The sequence below is a fragment of the Nostoc sp. DSM 114161 genome, from assembly GCF_052692665.1.
Genome location: NZ_CP195141.1, coordinates 3,708,931 through 3,728,561 on the forward strand (window position 1 = coordinate 3,708,931; position 19,631 = coordinate 3,728,561).

Genomic DNA, 19,631 nt, shown 5'->3' on the forward strand with positions numbered 1-19,631 from the left:
CTAAACTGCACCTTGACGTTTGTTAATTCTTTCCCTGATTGTTTGGCGTATATCTTCCCAATCTTTAACTGTCATTTCTGTTGCATCTCCAGAGTTTAATCCTTCCAGAAGCATTGTTTCAAGACGTTCTTTCGCTCTCTGTTTTTGGTCTTGTCGCACTAATTCACGAAAATATTCGCTGACACTGCTGTAACCACCTTGAGCTACCTGTTCTTCTATATAAGCTCGCATGGTGTCAGGTAAGGAAATATTGATACTTTTCACAAGGGTTATTTCCTAAATCTATTTTTCTATATTATGACAATTTTTGCCATTTTATGCCATTGCATAGGATATTCTATTTGGAATGAGCAGATCGTACCTTCTTGTTAGATTTTCATGCTATCTGGGCATATTGTAATTATCCAGCAAGTAGCATTAAAACAGGGTAAACATTATGTTGACTATACAGTGGCAAGAAGAAATCGCATCGTTACAGCAAAGCTTGAGACGTGAAATTACCAAAATATCAGGTGGATCGCAAATTAATGTAATTAAGTATATTTGTATCAATAACTTAAAATCAAAGCTAGAACGATTAGAAGAAATTGACAAAATTCTGAGTATAGAAAAATATAAAATTGTTTTTATTGGTACTATTGGGCAAGGTAAGACAACCGCTATTTGTCATCTTTTTAATTTAATCAGTGACTTTAAGGTTTCCAAAACTGATAATGGCAAAACTAAAGATGTCATCGAAACTAGAGAGTTACTTTCAACTGGAGGAGGCAGAACTACTATATGTGAAGTAATTATCAAAGCAGCCGATAAGACTTACATAGAAATAGAGCCTTATACAGTTGATGAAATGGAGAATCTTATTTTTGAATTCTGCGACTATATTGCTAGTAAAAATGATACGCAGTCAGAGCAAAAAATAATTATTTCTGAAGAAATTGAAAGAGCTATCAGGAATGTTCTAGAACTCAAACAAATTAAGAAATCTGTTCCTGATGGTGAGAAAAATAAAACTATTAGAATCGATAAAGCTAAAGAGTTATTTGATGAGTCAGGAATAGAGGTACTAAAAAAGACTGCATTGAATAATGCAAACCTTGAATCTAGAATTTCCACTAAAATTGAGTTTAATAATCAAACTAGAGAGCAAGATTGGATAAAAAATACATTTGATGATATAAATAATGTCCGGTTGAAGGATTTTGCTATTCCAAGAAAAATCTATCTTTATGTGAGCTATGATGTTCTATCTGGCTCAAATTTGTCTCAGTTCGATTCTGTAGTTGATACTAAAGGACTTGATGAGAACCCAATTCGTAAAGACTTGCAGAAATATATTGATAGTCAGGATAGTATCTGTCTTTTTGTAACTCCCTTCAATGCTGCTCCTGAAGTTAACATTACAAAATTAATAGGTTATCATTTGACATCTAAATCAAAAGAATCTCATCATAGATTTGTAACTTTAATATTACCACATAAAGGTGAGCCTGAAAAGGTAAATGGTGCTGATGGAGATAGAGATTTAGGCATAACAATCAGACAAGACGAGGTTCACTCTACATTCAAAAAATTGAATTTAGATTTTTTTCAAGAAAATATTTTGTTTTACGATTCTTTGCGATACTATCGTGACGATATAGTCAAGCTGAACGAAAACTACGATAAAGAAGATGTGCAGGCAGATAAAAATGATTTTATCAGAGCCATAGCAGGTGTAGTAGAACGTAGACGTAATCTTTTATTAGACGAAATCAAGAATATTCGAGAAAGCTTTGGGAAAATCAAAAATGGTGATGCTTTGACAGTATCAGAAATCAAAGCAATTGAAAATGCAATTTCTAAAATAGAAAATGTACGAGACTTGAACAAAAGAATAGCTAGTCATGTTTATGAAAATTTTGTTGAGCAATATGTTGAATTCTATCGTATCACCTATAAAGCGTGGAATACTAAACACGCTATTCATAGAAATTTTGGATATTATGAGCCAAGGGATATAGATATATACTATGACGCAAAAGTTTTTGCAGAAGGAATAAATGAAGATGAAATGCTAAAGAAATTTACTAGAGAAGTAAAGCAGGAAGTAGAAAATATTTTGTACGAGCTTACATCTGCCAATGAATCTTTAAAGACGCTTATACCTGAATTAGTAAAAGAGTTTTACGGATTATATGACGAGTTTGTATACAATGTAGGGACAGAAATTGAAAAGGAGTTTAGAGGAAAATTGGAACCTCAAAGTGAAAATTCTAAGTTTTGGAGTTCTCTAATTGAAGAGAAAGGTAAAGAAAAGCGAAGTAAAGGAGAAACATATACAGGTAATGTATGTGAGATATTTAAGCAAGAGATGGAAATAAAACTAAATTTGAATAAATTTTTCCAGAATAAAGCTGAAGAACATTGGAAAAAATTAGTTAGTAAAATACTAAGTTTCTTTGGACAAAAATAGAAAAGTTTGGAATTGCACAGTTAGTCTACACTTTAGGGCGCAATTATATTGCGCTTCTAAAAAAATTGTATCCGCTATTAGTTAATTTTAATAAATATTTATGACATATTTAAATGAAGAAATAGAGCAAAAGCTGGACATATATATTAAAAAATATAACCAACAATATACAAAATGTTTAATAAGGGGGATAGAAATACCAATTAATGGCAGGCCAGAAGAGTTGGTGAGACAAAGATTTATTTATTTTCTTATTAACGAAAGTAGATTATTGTCAGATAAAATTACTATTAAAGTCGAAGCTAATAACCATGATATAGAAATATATAAAAAACAAAAAAATGAAAATTTTAAGCCACATCAAAATCCTTTAATGATTGTGGAAGTAAAAAGAGAAGATGTGAACTTACAAAATCACTATAATCAGATACAAAGATATTTAACAAATTCTGGCTGTAATATTGGGATTTTGTATAATTATCATGAAATTATTAGTTTTATAAAAAAGGATAATCAGTTTCAAATATATTATTTGAACAATTTGACAGAGATAGAAGAATTGCTATTACAGTCAATCAGCAGTATTGATTGTGATTTATTAGAATTTGAAAATGCTCAAAATGGAAATATTGAAAATTTTATTTATCTTATTAAGAAGTATGGCGAATATACTAATCATACAATAGTTTTTAAACTTAAAAATCAGTTATCTGCAATAGATGGATATTTATTTGCCATAGGAGATAACAAAATTTATTACAAGATGTGTGGTCAATATTCTAAAAAGCAACAATTCTTTGATTACCAAGAATTTGAAAAACTAATTTCTATCATTTATTAAAAAACCTTTATTATGAAACCATTGTAACCAATATCACTGTATCTATAGGAATCATACTTGAATATTATTAAGTATACTGAGAAACAAACCTTTGTATGGCAAGCTTCTAGCCAATTTGATTTTTCATAAATCAAATATGAATCCTATATATTTCTTACTGTTCTTTAAATAGAAAAACGCAAATATACGCATTGACGCAATTTCTCAGCATACCTATACGTATATTTGCGGTAAAATGAAAAGCGATGCCTACGGCTGGCTACGCCTACGCACCTTTAATGCACTAACTCGATCGCTCTTTTTGTCAAAGCTTCAGCAGTCAATCCATTAAAGGCCATCAACTCACCAGCACTAGCTGTAGTTTCGCCACGTTTCCAGGCAAAAGTATCGCGCTTGGCTGTACTGCGTAACAAAATTGGTTCCAGCATCGCCGGCGCACCACCTGTCACAGCAATTAGCGCATCGCCATCAAATAATGCGGAAAATTTCGCATCATCCAAGAAATCGCCATCGGGTTCCGAACAGGTATCCCAAGCAGTATCATAAAGACGATATAAACGTCTGGGGTTAATCACAGAAACTATCTTCGCACCAATACCTTCATTTTCTAAGAAAGTAGCGGCTTCAAATACTGGCATTAATGTCATATCGCCAATGACAGCGAATACAACTTGTTTATCGCCAGGGACTTCATGCAACACCACTGCGCCATCTTGTAAGCCTTGGCGACTTTGTTCTAAAGTAATGCGAATTGGCAATGGTGATTTACTTGCAGTAATTACAATTCCCTTATTTTTAGTTTGCAATGCCCAGTCATAACAAACTTGGATACTGTTAGCATCGGGAGGAAATAATGGAAAAACATTTCCATTTCGCATTAGCGAAGCAAAGTAAGCTTCAATTTCCGGACGTTGGTGAGTCCAACCGTTACGCCCTTGCTCTAATGCGCCTGCTGTGAATAAAGTAATAGTCGAAGGAGTTTGACGGCGCAATTCTGCCATTGCTTGGGTGACAGTTTGCCAAATTGGTAATCCGTTGATGGCAAAAGATTCGTAAGAACACCACAAAGTTCTCGCACCCATTAACGACAAACCAGCTGCTAAACCCGCACAAGCATCTTCACTCAAAGGTTCGTAAACTTGTCCGTTTGGCGCTTGGTTATATAAATCGTCGGTTGTTGGGTGGATAATTTTTAATGCTTGGTTGATGTTAGCAATTCCCGATGCTTCGTTACCGTCGGCGTTGGTGACAAGGAAATTTTTATCTTTTTGTCCAACTATTCCTACCAATCTTCCCATTGCAGTTGTCGAAACTTTTGGTTCGCCACCTACTGCATATTCTTCTAAAGGTAATTCGCCTAATTCTGGCAATGGTAATTCAAATTCTGTGACTACTGTTTTGGCTGCGGGGCCTCCACCTGCGCGTTCAGCGTTTGTTCTGACTAATTGCCAAGCTTCGGCAGGTAAAGCGCGAGTCTGCAATGCAGTGACAATATGCGGTGCATCCAGCGTATCTTTAGGATAAAGATTGTGAGATTTTGCACCGCGGGCGTGGACTCCTGCACCTTTAAGTTGTTTAATAATAAAAACAGTAAGCTTGCCACCCAATGCCGATCGCGCTGCTTTATCTACACCCTCAAGTACTGCTTGGGTAAATGCTAGGCGCTTTTCAAAGGAAAAAGCGGTACTATCAATGTAATCGCCTGGTTGGTTTCGATCGTCGAAATCTTTTGCATCCACTAACACCACTTCCTCAAAACCGTTACCTCGCCAATATGCTTGCATTTCTGCGTTGGTTTTGAGAGAAACCATGCTGTGATGTTCTTGGCTGTAACCATTCCACACCAGTATCGGCAAGAAATTGGTGACAGTAGGATAAGCAGTATGGAAGTGTGCGATCGCACTTACAATATAAGGCTCACCCAATCCGCCATCGCCAACTGTAAAGGGGAATAACTTATCTTTGTGCAGTTTTGCAGCAGCTAAGGCAAAGTGTTGTCCTTGTCCCAAAGGCCCGGCAGGTGCGAGAATACCAGGTATATAACCAGAAAGGTGTCCTAAAAGACCGTGCTTTTCGCGGAAGCGATCGCGCAATTGTTGGACTGTATAAATTCCCATATCCTCTAACGAGCGATCCAAGAACATGGCACTATAAAATCCGGGGGCGTGGTGTCCGACTTCGGTGATAATGTTCTTGTGTCCCAGCATGACAAGAGATGCGTAAGCTTCCGCTTGGCTGGCAAATCCGCCGGGATGTCCAGAGGCTTTACTACCAGTAATTTGTAAAGTTAGATAGCGTAGGGCATCGGCAGCGAGTAAAGTTTGGTATACTGCTGCTGCATCGGTAGGAGATGCGATCGCTACATTGCCCGATTCTATCGCAGGGGTGGCACCATAAGTTTCAAAATCTGGTAGTGCTTCGCCAAAATATTGAATTCCTTCAGAAAAATTGGGAAGCGCAGAAGAAGCCTTTGGGGTGATTGCAGTCATGCTGAGTACCTTATGACGATGAAATGAAACTGTAGATGCTCGTTGAATTCAACAAAAATTCTACATCGTTTGATGTTGTAACAGTTTATTGCTTTTTTGCAACGTCAGGATAAGTACTTTAAATGGTACGCAAGCAAAAATTTCGTTAGTTTCGGTAATAAAAAGATCTTGAAGCAGCAAAAAAATACTAAAACATAATAAAAGCACCCCATTAAGGAATGCTGTAATGGGATGCCGTCAATTGAGAGATTACCTACCGAGTAATGCTATTATCTGTTCAAGTTTCATTTTCACCAAATGCCAAGCTAGTAACTCTTCCTGCTTGTATCTATCTGGGTAACGCATTCTTTTACCTTCCAGGGAAATTCTAATCAACGCTATTTGTTCTGCTGTCGGAGAATTCATCTTCATCTATCGCTGAACCAAACACCTGAATAGAAGCAAGTGTTGGTGACTTTAATCCTCTCCCTTCCTCCATCTGGTTTACGGCGATCAACGGGAAGGATAGCAGGGAAGTAATGCACTAGATTTTCGATCCCCCCTAACCCCCCGATAAATTGGGGGGAACTAGAGTCTTTTGCCCCCAATTTATCAGGGGTTGGGGGATCTAAAACCACGGTAAATTGAGTGTTTGAGCTTAAGTTGACACGTATGAACTGTGCCACGCCACTACAAGATAGGCGATCGCTTGACCTTTAAGACAGTCGCTAGAAGATCGGGCGATCGCACTCAGTTGTGTTCTACGCAGATGTTTCTGTAGACCTTTATCTCTTGACCTTTATCTTCTCTTTGCGAATTATCGCCACTAAAATTCGGTGGTTTCCTTGAATAACGTCTGTTCCAGATACTTCCAGCGGCGGCCATGAGTCAGCACTTGATTCGCCAAGGTTAGTAACCCTTTCCAACGTATCTTGGGCCCGATCCCTCTCGAAACGTCTCAACTCTTGATTTTTTGCCTTTTCCGTTAGTATTTCTTTTAGGCTCTCCATTGAACTGACTGTCCTATACTCTTGGAGATCGGCTCTCAGATCGAAAATGTTCGGATCGACTAGCTCGACTTTCTCTTCCTCCTTCTCTTTCTTCGCTCCTCCTTCTCCCAACTCTACTGGTGTTTGGTTATAGTCCTCATCTTCAGTGTAGTAATATTTTTCATCAAAGTCATATCGCACCTCCATTCCCTTCAGCCGACCATTGAGAACCATAAACACCCCACCACTAACCTGCCGCAACTCCACACCCGTTACATCGTCTATATGGGTCGCATCATTTTTCCCTTCTGCTTTCACTGGCTTCCTCTGGATTTCCCCCATCTGTTGTGAGTTGGTTTGTTGCGTCGGAGGTGAATTGTGCAGTATTGAGGAATACTCCGATCGCTCCACCATCCCCCCACTCTGCTGCACAACGTGAGTTAACTCATGGGCCAATAATTCCTGTCCGCCTCGACTCCCAGGATTATATTCCCCCTGTCGAAAGAACACATCCTCTCCAGTAGTGAAAGCCCGGGCCTGAATTGACTGATTCAACTCATCTGATTGACTATCGGTGTGAACCTTCACTCCACTGAAATCAGCGCCAAAGGTCTGTTCCATCTGGAAACGGATATCGTCAGCCATCGGCTGTCCCTTCCCCTTTGCTTGGTTGATGGACGCTTCCAAGTTTGGGCTAGCAGCCATCCCAGCTTTCGCCTGACGCTGCACCATTGACGACATTTGTAATTCTTCTTCCTCTTCCTCTTCCTCTGGTGCAGACTCTCGTTGCAGCGTACTATTGTCCAGAGATTTCATTTGTAATTCTTCTTCCTCCTCTTCCTCTGGTGCAGACTCTCGTTGCAGTATGCTATTATCCAGAGATTTCATTTGTAATTCTTCTTCTTCCTCTGGTATTTCTTGTCGTTGCATCAAAGGCGTGATGGAATTTGCCAGAGGTTTCATTTGTAATTTTTCCTCTTGTGGCATTTGTTGGCGCTGGATAGATAGACCATTTCCAACTTGTTCCAATCTTCCCACAACCTTCTGGGCGACTGTATCAGCTTGTTGCTCGTAAATATCTCCTGGCTGATTAACCGTGAGTTTGGTTTGGGGACGACGTAGCGGTATTCGACTAATGTCGTGTACTAGAGGGTTATCTACCGCTGGTTGGGATGAAGCACCAGAGGACTCTGAACCAAAACCAGGTATTGATTGTCTGAGTGCAGGTATTGAGAACGAATCTGCGGTAGTTTTTTTGGGCTCAATGATGCGTTCTTTCATTTTTTTCTAATGCCCAACCAGTTAGTAAATGAATATTTTGCTGATATTAAAATCTAGAGTACAGCGATCGCACTTGTAACACAACTGACCAGCTTTTATTGGGCATAGGGCATGGGGCATAGGGCATTGGTCAGAACGCTAATGACCAATGACTAATGACTAATGACCAATGACTAATTCGACTTTTGGCTACTTTTGATTCTGATGCACTACCTTTAGCCTTGATTTAGGAAGAGTTTTTTTATTTATGGACTCATATCAGGAACAAACTTTTTTCACATTTAATGGAGACGTTGGTGGTAGTGCTGGATACGCCGGGGTTTCAGTGACTTCTGATGCCAGCAAAGTAGCTCAAACTGCGAGTAAATACCTCAACGATTCACTGTTGCTGAACGAACTTACAGAGCATGTGTATAAACTTTTGCAAGATGATTTGCGATCGCAGCGCGAAAGAATCGGTAATTATAGTTCTCAAAGGTGGTTTTAATGGCTGGAAATGGTAATAACGGCAAAGTTACTCACGAATTAAATTATGTTACTAGTAATCGTTTTTATGTAGAAATAGATAGTTCTATTGCTGCATCTTTCAGTGAATGTACTGGCTTAAGCGTTCAAATTAAGAAAAACGTTTTTCAAGAAGGTGGGGTCAACGACCAGCAAAGAATTTATTTAGGTCATACAGAATTTGCAGACATAACTCTTAAACGCGGAGTTACCGACCATCCTGGTTTTTGGAATTGGATAAATGCAGTTTTTGACGAACAAAAGAGAACATCCCGACGGAATGTCAATATTCTGATTTTTAATCAATCTGGCGAAACGATGATGAGTTGGACTTTGATTGGTGCTATTCCAGTAACTTGGAAAACACCTACACTCCAAGCCGATGGCAAAGCCGTTGCTATTGAAGAATTAACTTTAGCGTATGAAGGCTTAAAAGTTGCCAGAACTACGGGAGGAGGTAATTCTGTAGAACGAAATGAAAAAACAGGATATTTCGTTTCTAGTTAATTTGCAATTTTTCAACTATAGCTATGCAAATCATCAAACCGCTATTAACAAACAATATTCATCCACTGGGTGTAATATCATCTTTATCTAATACTCCCAGACTCATATTTAGAAAAGAGTCTGACTTTCTGCATTCGCGCAGTAATTTACTCAGCCCCATACAAACAAGATCGCCATTAGTCACATCTTCTCAATTTTTATTATCTCGTGAAGCAGAACCATCGATACAATCAGTAATCGGCTGGGATAGTTGGGATAATCCAGATATCGATGTTAAATTTCCATTTATTGATTTTGACCCTTTTCAACCAATCGATTCACAGGAAAATAATAATTTTAATTCTACTGAAATAGCAACAAACAATATTCCAGAAATACAATCTAGTATAAGTGAGAATAATATAATTAATGATGCCTCAGGAGAATTAAATATTCAAAAGCAAAGTAAAAATAAAAGTCAAACTAAATCTAAATCAAAACAAACCAACAAATCTCCACAAAAAGCCAAAACAAAATCTCCAAATAAAAAATCAACTAAATCATCTGCGGCTAAGAATGTTGTACAAGCTGCTGATGAAACCAATATTGCTATTAATCCTAATCAGGATATCTTTAGAGCATCAAACGATGCTTTATCTCCTGATGCTAATTCAAGTATTCCCCAAACAAAGAATGAATTTCATCTATTAAAATCTCAAAGTCCCGATCCTCTCTTTACTTCTACGCCTCTGAGTGAAGACAATGCTCTCACATCACAACAAGATACTGCTTTAGATAATACTACAATTGATAATAATTCTGTTAACAATATTACGCCTAGTATCACGTCATCTACTTGGTATAATGTTCAAGAACAGCCAACTTTGTTTAGGAACATAGCTAACGAAGAACCGCAAGTAGTTTCTGATTTGTTATCTAGTTTACCCAATACAGAACAGTCTACTTCAGAAATAATTGCGCCCTTACAACAAAATAATAAATTAGGCGAAAACACAAGTCAATTATCAGAGAATTCGCCTAGAGAATTTCCTTTGTCTAATAATATTGGAAAAACATTTACCTCGCCTATTAATTTTACCAACAATCAACAACTAGTCACTGAAACTTCAGAAGTAAGTCCAACGCTAATACAACAAGATATTGAAACTACTCAATCATCGCAAAAAGCTAATATCCCAAATATCTTAGTTAACCCAACGCTAATACAACAAGATATTGAAACTACTCAATCATCGCAAAAAGGTGATATCTCAGATATCTCAGTTAGCCCAACGCTAATACAACAAGATATTCAAACTACTCAATCATCGCAAAAAGCTAATATCTCAGATATCTTAGTTAGCCCAACGCTAATACAACAAGATATTGAAACTACTCAATCATTGCAAAAAGGTGATATCCCAAATATCTCAGTTAGCCCAACGCCACTACAACAAGTTATTCAAATACATGAATTTTCTTCTGAAGTTGAGGATAAAAATACCGCTTCTTTGAGAAATGTAATTCAAAAAAAAGAAATATCGGTAATCTCCAATGATCCACCAACCGAAGCAGCACTAAATTCAAATAATGATTTTGAGGAAATTACAGCAATTGAGCCAGATTTAATTTCAGAAAATTATATTACTAATTTTGACACAAGTAATTTTCTCCTTGATGATTATGCAATTACTTCGCCTAGTGTTGAAAATACCTTAGAGACTCATAGCAGTGCTACCCTACCGCCTGTCTCAGATATAAAAAAAAGTCCTATTGCACTAGAACAAGAAATTGATAGTTTTACAAGTGAGTCTTTAGTATCTGCACCGATTCAATTAACACCTGCTTCAGGCTACATTGAAGATACATCTAATTTTTTGAGCGATTCTGATAGCAATGAACAGTTAGCAAATTTAGAATCACAATCTACTGTAGCGGTTAATGTCTCAGATTTCCCAATAAATGTAATTTCACTACAACGTGACAATAATCTTGAGAGTAATACCAACGAGTCTATAGAAAGTCAGCTTAATTTGCCACTAGATGAAATAGATCGACCACCAATAGTTAGCAATATATTACCTGAAATTGGTGAAACACAAAAATTTAGTAATATATCGCCTGAAATTATTGAACCACCAATAATTAGCAATATATTACGTGAAATTGGTGAAATACAAAAATTTAGTAATATATCGCCTGAAATTATTGAACCACCAATAGTTAGCAATATATTGCCTGAAATTGGTGAAACACAAAAATTTAGTAATATATCGCCTGAAATTATTGAACCACCCATAGTTAGCAATATATTGCCTGAGATTAGTGAATCGCCAGTAGTTAGCAACATATCACCTAAAATGATTGAATCACCAAAAGTTAACAACATATTACCTGAGATTGGTGAAGTTGCAAAAGTGAGGGATGTGTCATCAAATGTTGAAGAAACATCGAGTATTTTCCGAAAAATAGTTGATAATCAAGAAATAGTAGAGTCAGAATTGTTAGGTGCGATCGCCAATCCTGAAAACTCTGCAATTTATACACCAGAGTATCAAGATATCCCAGAAAAACCAACTTTTTTACCAAATCAGTCAAGCACACCACCTCAATTTGAGCAAAACAACTCCATTCAAAATTTAGCAGCACCTAAAGGTTATGCTACTGGTGGTAAAGTAACAGACTCTCGCCTTGAAAATAATCAGCACATAGCACCGTCAGATACCGTACCTGCAATGCTGACACCTGGAGAGTTTGTCATTAATACCAGGGATGCACAAAAAAATCTCCCTTTACTACAACACATCAACAGCGGTGGGACACCTGACGATATTATTGTTCCAAGTTTAGAGACACCCAACGCCAAAGAATCACACAAAATAACTTCTCCACATTCGACTAAAGTCGATTCTTTTACAGACACTTCATTACAACTCAAATCTCAAGAATCTAATTCTTTAATTCCTTCTTCCTTGGGGTTGAATGTTGGAAAACAGAAACTTTCAATACTCAATTCTCCACAGTTTAATACTGTTGAAAATAAAACGACTGATTCACCCGTTACTTCACCCCAATATTCATCACCTCCCCTAATTTTTAGAAAAACAAATTCTACCGCTAATACACATTCGCAAAGATCAGATACGCCTTACCAATGGTCAAGTTTGCAAGAATTATTCAATAGCAATAATGATGAAGATGAATTCGCAAGCTTCGTTAGCAGTGGAGAATATAATAGTCAAAATTCTGAATTTTCTCATGTTTATACATCATCAGAATCATCACAAATGTTTGCGAAACACCATGCTGCGCCTAGAGGTTTTGCTGATGGTGGAGAAGTCACTGCACCCGCATCTGGAAATAGAGAGTCAGTAAGCGAAACAGTAGAAAGCACTTCTGCAAAAGGTGAAGAAGAGAACAAAGATGATACGGCCGATCTTGAAGCTTTAGCCCGCGAAATTTATAGTAGGTTACGCCAACGTTTAGAAATTGAACGAGAACGTCATGGCGGTTATCTAGGTCGTTTATCTTGGTAAATTTTATCCAATAAATCGAGGAGAAATAATCAAATGGCAACCCCAGCAATTATTGTTACCCAGAAGCGGAAACCACAACTTGAAAAAGCCAAACTTGTAGCTTATAACGGTGAATCTGACGATATTGAATTCATGTTTAATCCTACAGAAATTAGTTTTAGTCGGTCTGTTGAGTGGAAAAGCAATGATGGTAATAGAGGTACGGAACTTTTGCCAAAGGTGAATTTTTCTGGAGTTAAACCTTATACGTTTTCACTCAAACAGTTGTTATTTGATACTTATGAAACTAAAGAATCAGTGATGAAAAAGTATGTAGATAAGATTAAGAAAGGCGTAGAAACAATTAAAGGAGCGCGTGATAAACGTCCGCCTGTTTACATACTAACATGGGGAAATGAGTATTTTTATTGTGTAATTACAAAATTAACTTACACATTAAATATGTTTCTAAGTGATGGTACACCAGTTAGAGCAATGGTAGATATAGACTTGCAAGAAGTTGATAAAAATAACCTTCCTGGGGGAAAAGAATCTCAATCTAAAGGAAAAAACCGCAAAGCAGATCCGAAAGTTGCGAAAACGTAGTTCGGAGTTCGGAGTTCGGAGTTCGGAGTTGGGAATTTGAAGTCGAAATCAAAAACACGATAATGTTTTAAACATGGTTATAGCAATTCGCTAAATTTATTCTGAATTCTGAATTCTATATCCTAAAAATTTACCGATTTCAGTACAATATCTAATATAGAAAAATTGAAGATTATGCCTAACGCCAACCTTTATTTAAGCGATCCTTTAGTTGAGATAGAAGGGCAACCTGCGTCTCCTGAATTACTCAAAGATTTGCTGCAAATGACTGTGGAAGAAAGTGTGCATTTACCAGCAATGTTTACCCTGGTAATACATAATAGCTATATTCCGACATCTGACCGATCGCAAAATCAACCTTGGCGACACGAACAGGTTTTTAAAATTGGTAAGAAAGTAACTTTAGGTTTCAAATCGAGTACTACTCAAGACCAGAATTTTAGAAATGAAAAAACAAAAATCCTTGTTCAAGGTGAGGTCACAGGCCTCGAAGTTCATTTCAATGAAAAATCGGAAGCTAATATAATTGTTCGTGGTTATGATTTTTCCCATCGTCTTCACAGAGGCCGTTATAATCGCTCTTTTTTAAATACGACTGATAGCAATATCGTAAAAAAGATAGCTAAAGAAGTAGGTATAAATGTTGGAAAAATAGACGAAACTAGCGAAGTCCATAAGTATGTATTTCAAGAAAATCAAACCAATATGGAGTTTTTGCAAGAAAGAGCCGCGCGGATTGGTTTTGATTTATTTATTACAGAAGACAAGATAAATTTTTGCAAGCCAGAAAGTCAGGCGTCTTTAGATTTGAAATGGCTAGTTGATATTAGTAAATTTAGTACCCGTGTCACCAGTGCAGAGCAAGTGAGTTCTGTGGAGGTACGTGGTTGGGACTATAGCCAAAAACGATTGATTAGCTCAACAGCCAACAAAGAAAAGCAAATGACTGAAACAGGTAATAAGCTAGGAAGTAGTACTAGTGGTACATTTCGCAATCTTAAAGCTCCCAAAATGATTGTTGTAGATAAACCTGTTGCTACTAAAAAACAAGCAGAATTAATGGCTCAGGCTTTATGTGATGAATTGGGAGGAGAATTTGTTTATGCAGATGGTAAAGCATTCGGTAATCCGGAAATTCGACCGAGGCGGGTAGTTCGTTTGCAAGATTTAGGCGATCGCTATAGCGGCCAATATTATGTCACAGAAACACGCCACTTTTACAATGGGCGAGTTTATGAAACTGATTTCAGCGTCCGCGGCTTACGTGCTGGTAACTTATTCACAACTCTATCGACAAAAAAACATTTACAGCCATCTGAGACTTTATTAGTCGGAATTGTGACTAATAACAAAGACCCAGAGAAATGGGGTAGAGTAAAAGTCAAGTTCCCCACCATGACCGAAGACCATGAAAGCGACTGGGCGAGAGTTGTAGCTGTGGGAGCAGGGCCAAACAGAGGTTTCGACTGTTTACCAGAAGTCAACGATGAAGTATTAGTAGGCTTTGAACATGGCGATATTCACCGTCCCTACGTCATTGGTGGCGTCTGGAATGGTAAAGACGCACCGCCGGAAAAAGTAGATGATTCAGTTACCAGCGGTGTGAGATTACGCACTATTAAAACTCGTGTTGGGCATGTTTTACAGTTTGTTGAAGAAGATAAAGCTAGCAGTAAAACAGGTATTCGCGTCGAAACTAAAGCTGGTCACAAAATGTATCTTAATGATAGCGATCGCCATATCGAAATTAAAACCGCAGACGGTCATACAATCAAAATGGACGATAGAAGTAAATCGATTTCCATTGAAACCACAGGCGGTCATCAAATCAAAATGAACGACGCAGGTAAATCTGTTTCTGTAAAATCAACAGGTAATTTGTCATTAGATGCTGTTGGCAATATAGACATAAGCGCTAACGGTAACATTACAGTTAGAGGTGCAATCATTCGCTTGAATTAAGACTTGCTGAAAAAGATATAACTACCTCTAGACTGAATTTACACGATAGTCATAAAATTTAGTAAATTCTTTAAGTATTTGGTAAAAAATAAGAAGCTTATTCTGTTTTTTTGTCAAGGTTTTATTCTGGATAATTAGATAAACTCATCCAATTTAACTTTCTAGTTTTAGATTTTTATTGAATGAAAAATAGCTTACTTTTCTTACTTTTCTTACTGGGAATAATATCTGATTCTTGTTAAGCTGCGAATGTGATGTTATTCGCCCTCTAGATTGGTAAAAGTCTAAAACTTATGAAAAAACTCATTACGGCTTTACTACTCGTACTTTGCTTGACTTTCTCCATAGGACAGGGACAAGCACAAGCAGCAGAAAGTTGCGAAAACGTTCTGAATCAGGGATCTGCTACTATTGAATCAGGCTGGTTTACACAACAAGCTCCAACGATTGGTTGGTATAAAGGAGTTGTCACCACAGATGTGAAATATGATGTCTGTACGCCAACTGCTGTTATCAGAGTCAATGGTAATGACTGGAACAAACTCGTAAAAGATGGAAAATTAGACGGCTTAAGATATGAAGTATATCAATATGCCGAAAAAGATGGAAATTACCAGAATTTCTTATTTAGACAGATCCAAACTGGACAGCCACAGACAATCACAGCAGCCCAATTTAGACAGTAGACTTCTTGCAGAAGTCGGGAAAAGGGGAAGGGGAAAGGGGGAAAGGTTTGTTATTTTCCCTTTTCCCACAAAAGTGCAAAAAGCACTTTTGCAATAGGTCTAATAATAGCTGAAGTAACAATGTTAATAAAAAGCCCTTCCAGCTACAAACTGAGAGGGGTTTAGTTTTGCGTAAATTATCTTTTGTATTTAGACAGTTGCTATTAGCTAAATCACTTTTTCGAGATTCTTGCCAGTGAATTTGGATGATTTTTTGCGCTTGAATGCTGAAACAATACCCAAAGTACCGAAGGCGAGTAAACTAACAATAGAAGCGGGTTCAGGGACGGTAACTATAGTTGCAGAAAAATTAATGGCTAACTCACTATCTTCCGGCCCTAAATTTTCAAAACCTGGTATGAATGGAGGCGCAGAAAAAACCTCTAAATAACTTGGTATCGGCAAAAAACTAGCGAAAAAGGGACTAGAAAAATTTCCCCCAGAAGTGGAATATCCGAAACCATCACCCGTTAACTGCTGAGCATTAAGACTAATTAAATTATCAACCTCAAAAGGTTCGTTTCCTGGTATTGGAGTTCCGGTAGTTTGAAGGCCAGTAATTGTTTCACCATTTCGCGTACCAGTAATTCCTAAAATCTGGTAAAAACCCAAATCGTCGGGAGTGTCATTAGTAGTGAAAGTACCACTGGCGGTTACGCCAATACCAGAATAATTCCAGTTCCAATTTAAAGCAGAGGCGGCTTGTGTTGTGCCGAAAACTAATCCAGATATAGCAACAATAGCTGTGGCAGATAGTAGAGCTAAATTTTTCATGGAGGTTGTTAGTGGGATTATTTAGACAACGCCAAAAGTTAACGCAGATCTTGGAGATTGAGTCAAGCTACAGCGATCGCAAAACCAATGGCAGTTTACCATTAAACACATAGTAGAGACGTAGAGACGTAGCACTGCTACGTCTCTACCAAGATTTCGTGTATATTTTCCCCATCCTCGACCTTTGGCGAATAGGCTTTACCCTTTTGTGCCGATATCTTTGAAGATATACATTGTCAGAGCTGTCTAAGTGCCAGATATGGTTTATGGTCGTGAGCGAGCCTATTTGGGAACAGGTTGGGCTTATCCATTGCGCTTGAACGTGCAAGGTGGAATACAGCTTAGCCGTGAAGAACAAAAAGTTAAAGAATCTATTTGGATTATCCTCCGCACTGGAGTAGGGGAGCGGGTTTATCGCCCTACTTTTGGTTCGCGCTTGTCAGAGTTGGCGTTTGCACCTTTGAATACCGATACTCTGCTGCGAATTCGGATTTACGTTTTGGAAGCTTTGGAAGTTTGGGAACCACGCATTATTGTCGATGAAGTTCTCACCGAACCCGACCCTGTACGGGGCAGAGTAGATATCACCATTAATTATCGACTGAAAGAGGGTCACGATATTTACAGCTTTGTTTATCCTTTTTATTTGGTTTCAGCTGGGGAGGGAGCGTGAGAACAATTAAAAATTAAAAACTTGTACTGAGCGTAGCCGAAGTATTAAAAATTAAAAATTTCAGAAAGAAGACGCGATGAATCGCGTCTCTACAAAAGGGTTTATCTGTAACATTCTTTTTTTAAATTGGTATGAACTTTGACTTTTTACCAAAATTACCTTCTTCCAACTTAGACGATCGCGCTTTCGATGACTTAGTGGATGAATGTATAATGCGTATTCCGCGCTACTGTCCCGAATGGACAGACCACAATCTCAGCGACCCAGGAATTACGCTCATTGAGTTATTTGCTTGGTTAACTGACCAAATGTTGCTCAGATTTAACCAAGTACCCCGAAAAAATTATGTGGCTTTTCTGGAATTACTGGGCATTCGTCTCCAGCCTCCCGCGCCAGCATACACAGAATTAACTTTTTATTTAAGCGCCGAATTACCCGAAGCTTATACAATTCCCGCAGGATTAGAAGCCTCAACTATTCAAACTGAAACCACAGAATCTATTACTTTTAGCACAGATTTGCCGCTAGTCATCGGCAAACCCAGAATACAGCACTTTTTAACCGCCCAAACCACCGAAGATATTCCCCAATCTCTGCGAGAGAGAGTCACAAGTTCCTGGACTCGTCAACCTGACGGTTACTGGACAGGTAACGAACAGGCAATTTTTGAAGAGGAACCCCAGCCTGGTAACTGTTTTTATTTAGCGATTAATTCTGACGATTCTTTAGATGCTAACGTCTTAGAAATTGTTTTCCAAGGAGCTGCGGCCACCCCGGCTGGGATTAACCCCAATCAACCACCCCGCAAATGGGAAGCCTGGGATGGAGAAAATTGGCAACCAGTTTTATTAAAAGAATCAGATGATAAAACTCGCGGCTTCAGCTTTTATGAAATGGCTCAACAAGGTGGAAACCCGGCTCAAGGTGGAGAGGTGCGTTTGCATCTCCCGCAAATTTGGCCTGTAGCTAACTTTACTTCCTACCGGGGTCGCTGGCTGCGTTGTAGCTTTACCATCACAGAAACCAATCAATCAGGTTACAATCGTCCGCCACGAATTACTAGTTTAGCAATACGGTCAATTGGCGGTACAGTCAGAGCCAGTCATAGTACGCTGATTCTCGATGAACGCTTGGGAATTAGCGATGGTACACCCGGTCAAAGTTTCCAGTTACAAAGCTCACCAATTTTAGACCGCAAAGAAAACGAGTATATTTTAGTGACTCCTGCTAATGGTTTGCCTCAAAGATGGACTGAGGTGAGAGATTTTGCTGATTCTGCGCCGCATCACTTTCATTACACCATTGATTCCCTCACGGGTGAAGTGCAATTTGGCCCGTTGATTCGGGAACCCAGCCAACTCAAACAGCAAACACAAGTGCGAAGCAAGATTCAGCAACCACGGTTAGACGACACATTTGTGCAACTCAGTACTCTAGAAAACAGACAGTCTCAACATCAGTATGGGGCGATTCCTCCCCGTGGTGCAGAGATTAGAATAGTAGCATATCGCACAGGAGGCGGTAGAGAGGGCAATGTACAAGCCGGCGCAATTCAGTTTTTAAAGTCTGCATACCCATACGTTGACAGCGTAATCAACCTCATCCCAGCAATGAATGGTGCAGACGCAGAGTCGCTAGAACAAGCTGTGATGAAAGCGCCGCGGATTCTCCGCACCCGCGATCGCGCCGTCACTGCCGAAGATTTTGAAGTTTTAACCCAACAAGCAGGCAGAGGAGCGATCGCCCGCGTCCGGTGTTTGCCAGCGAATTCACGCAGACAGGCAGGTATAGTTAGTTTAGTAGTAGTGCCCTTTGCCAACACAGATGCGATCGCTCAAGGTGATGGCATGACACCAGAAGAATTTGGTCTGAGTCGCGCACTGCAAGACCAAATCTTGAGCTACTTAGATGAAAGACGCTTATTAGGAGTACAAATAGAACTCCAAGAACCAAATTACGTAGGTGTTTCCGTACAGACAGAAATTGCCCTAGAACCCACCTACGATAACCCTTACGCCAGAGAAGAAATTCGCCGCAATTTAAGAGTAGTACTGTATAAATATTTAAATCCATTAACCGGAGGACTCGATGGTCAAGGTTGGCCATTTGGACGACCCGTTTATACATCAGATATTGTCGCCTTACTGCAACAAACCCCAGGTGTGCGTCATTTAGGCCCCGTTTTACTCTTTCCCATCCGCAAACAAGGAGAAACTTGGAGACGACAATCATCACCAGAACAATTAGTTGACCCAGGCCCAGAAGGTTTGATCTGTTCTTGGGCTGATACAAATCTGCGTTCAAGTCACGACATCCAAATCATTAATCGGTGATTTGTCATTGGTCATTGGTCAT

The 19,631-nt window shown here is 38.6% G+C and carries 15 protein-coding genes; 10 read left to right on the forward strand and 5 right to left on the reverse strand.

Annotation, left to right across the window (positions count from 1 at the left end; genetic code table 11):
• A complete protein-coding gene (locus NSTC745_RS16170; RefSeq protein ID WP_445638040.1) occupies nucleotides 1-264 on the reverse strand; it encodes a type II toxin-antitoxin system ParD family antitoxin in 264 nt (87 codons plus the stop codon).
• Nucleotides 265-436: 172 nt separating this feature from the next.
• On the opposite strand from NSTC745_RS16170, the gene NSTC745_RS16175 reads away from it, so the two are divergent.
• Nucleotides 437-2,452, forward strand: coding sequence for a hypothetical protein (locus NSTC745_RS16175; RefSeq protein ID WP_445638041.1), 2,016 nt, complete (start codon nucleotides 437-439; stop codon nucleotides 2,450-2,452).
• Nucleotides 2,453-2,552: 100 nt separating this feature from the next.
• A complete protein-coding gene (locus NSTC745_RS16180; RefSeq protein WP_445638042.1) occupies nucleotides 2,553-3,293 on the forward strand; it encodes a type I restriction enzyme HsdR N-terminal domain-containing protein in 741 nt (246 codons plus the stop codon).
• Between the two features lie 275 nt (nucleotides 3,294-3,568).
• Here the strand turns inward: NSTC745_RS16180 and NSTC745_RS16185 are convergent, their stop codons facing one another.
• The 3 genes from NSTC745_RS16185 to NSTC745_RS16195 all read right to left on the reverse strand — a co-directional run bounded on the left by NSTC745_RS16185 (nucleotide 3,569) and on the right by NSTC745_RS16195 (nucleotide 8,031).
• Nucleotides 3,569-5,782: a phosphoketolase gene (locus NSTC745_RS16185; protein ID WP_445638043.1), complete on the reverse strand. Its 2,214-nt coding sequence runs from the start codon at nucleotides 5,780-5,782 to the stop codon at nucleotides 3,569-3,571.
• A gap of 249 nt (nucleotides 5,783-6,031) precedes the next feature.
• The gene (locus NSTC745_RS16190) at nucleotides 6,032-6,187 is read right to left on the reverse strand and encodes a hypothetical protein (RefSeq protein ID WP_445638044.1); all 156 of its coding nucleotides are present in this window, start codon (nucleotides 6,185-6,187) and stop codon (nucleotides 6,032-6,034) included.
• A gap of 359 nt (nucleotides 6,188-6,546) precedes the next feature.
• Nucleotides 6,547-8,031: an eCIS core domain-containing protein gene (locus tag NSTC745_RS16195; protein WP_445638045.1), complete on the reverse strand. Its 1,485-nt coding sequence runs from the start codon at nucleotides 8,029-8,031 to the stop codon at nucleotides 6,547-6,549.
• Nucleotides 8,032-8,278: 247 nt separating this feature from the next.
• Between NSTC745_RS16195 and NSTC745_RS16200 the strand changes: the two genes are divergently transcribed.
• From NSTC745_RS16200 to NSTC745_RS16225, 6 genes are all read left to right on the forward strand, one after another.
• Entirely contained in the window at nucleotides 8,279-8,518 is a 240-nt protein-coding gene (locus tag NSTC745_RS16200; protein WP_445638046.1) for a hypothetical protein, read from the forward strand.
• Complete coding sequence (locus tag NSTC745_RS16205; RefSeq protein WP_096540383.1) at nucleotides 8,518-9,042, forward strand: phage tail protein; 525 nt, start codon at nucleotides 8,518-8,520, stop codon at nucleotides 9,040-9,042. The genes NSTC745_RS16200 and NSTC745_RS16205 overlap by 1 nt, the downstream gene beginning before the upstream one ends.
• A 23-nt stretch (nucleotides 9,043-9,065) precedes the next feature.
• Nucleotides 9,066-12,557: a hypothetical protein gene (locus tag NSTC745_RS16210; protein WP_445638047.1), complete on the forward strand. Its 3,492-nt coding sequence runs from the start codon at nucleotides 9,066-9,068 to the stop codon at nucleotides 12,555-12,557.
• A gap of 33 nt (nucleotides 12,558-12,590) precedes the next feature.
• The gene (locus tag NSTC745_RS16215) at nucleotides 12,591-13,142 is read left to right on the forward strand and encodes a CIS tube protein (RefSeq protein ID WP_445638048.1); all 552 of its coding nucleotides are present in this window, start codon (nucleotides 12,591-12,593) and stop codon (nucleotides 13,140-13,142) included.
• Nucleotides 13,143-13,316: 174 nt separating this feature from the next.
• On the forward strand, nucleotides 13,317-15,104 hold the full coding sequence (locus tag NSTC745_RS16220) for a VgrG-related protein (protein WP_445638049.1): 1,788 nt from the start codon (nucleotides 13,317-13,319) through the stop codon (nucleotides 15,102-15,104).
• Between the two features lie 293 nt (nucleotides 15,105-15,397).
• Nucleotides 15,398-15,790, forward strand: a complete 393-nt coding sequence (locus NSTC745_RS16225) for a hypothetical protein (protein ID WP_445638050.1) — start codon at nucleotides 15,398-15,400, stop codon at nucleotides 15,788-15,790.
• Nucleotides 15,791-15,997: 207 nt separating this feature from the next.
• Here NSTC745_RS16225 and NSTC745_RS16230 read toward each other — a convergent pair whose 3' ends face one another.
• A complete protein-coding gene (locus NSTC745_RS16230; protein WP_445638051.1) occupies nucleotides 15,998-16,603 on the reverse strand; it encodes a PEP-CTERM sorting domain-containing protein in 606 nt (201 codons plus the stop codon).
• Nucleotides 16,604-16,862: 259 nt separating this feature from the next.
• On the opposite strand from NSTC745_RS16230, the gene NSTC745_RS16235 reads away from it, so the two are divergent.
• Nucleotides 16,863-17,276: a GPW/gp25 family protein gene (locus NSTC745_RS16235; RefSeq protein WP_445638052.1), complete on the forward strand. Its 414-nt coding sequence runs from the start codon at nucleotides 16,863-16,865 to the stop codon at nucleotides 17,274-17,276.
• 131 nt (nucleotides 17,277-17,407) lie between these two features.
• Nucleotides 17,408-19,609 carry a putative baseplate assembly protein gene (locus tag NSTC745_RS16240; protein ID WP_445638053.1) on the forward strand — a complete coding sequence of 734 codons (2,202 nt, stop codon included), beginning with the start codon at nucleotides 17,408-17,410 and terminating at the stop codon, nucleotides 19,607-19,609.
• The last annotated feature ends 22 nt before the right edge of the window (nucleotides 19,610-19,631 follow it).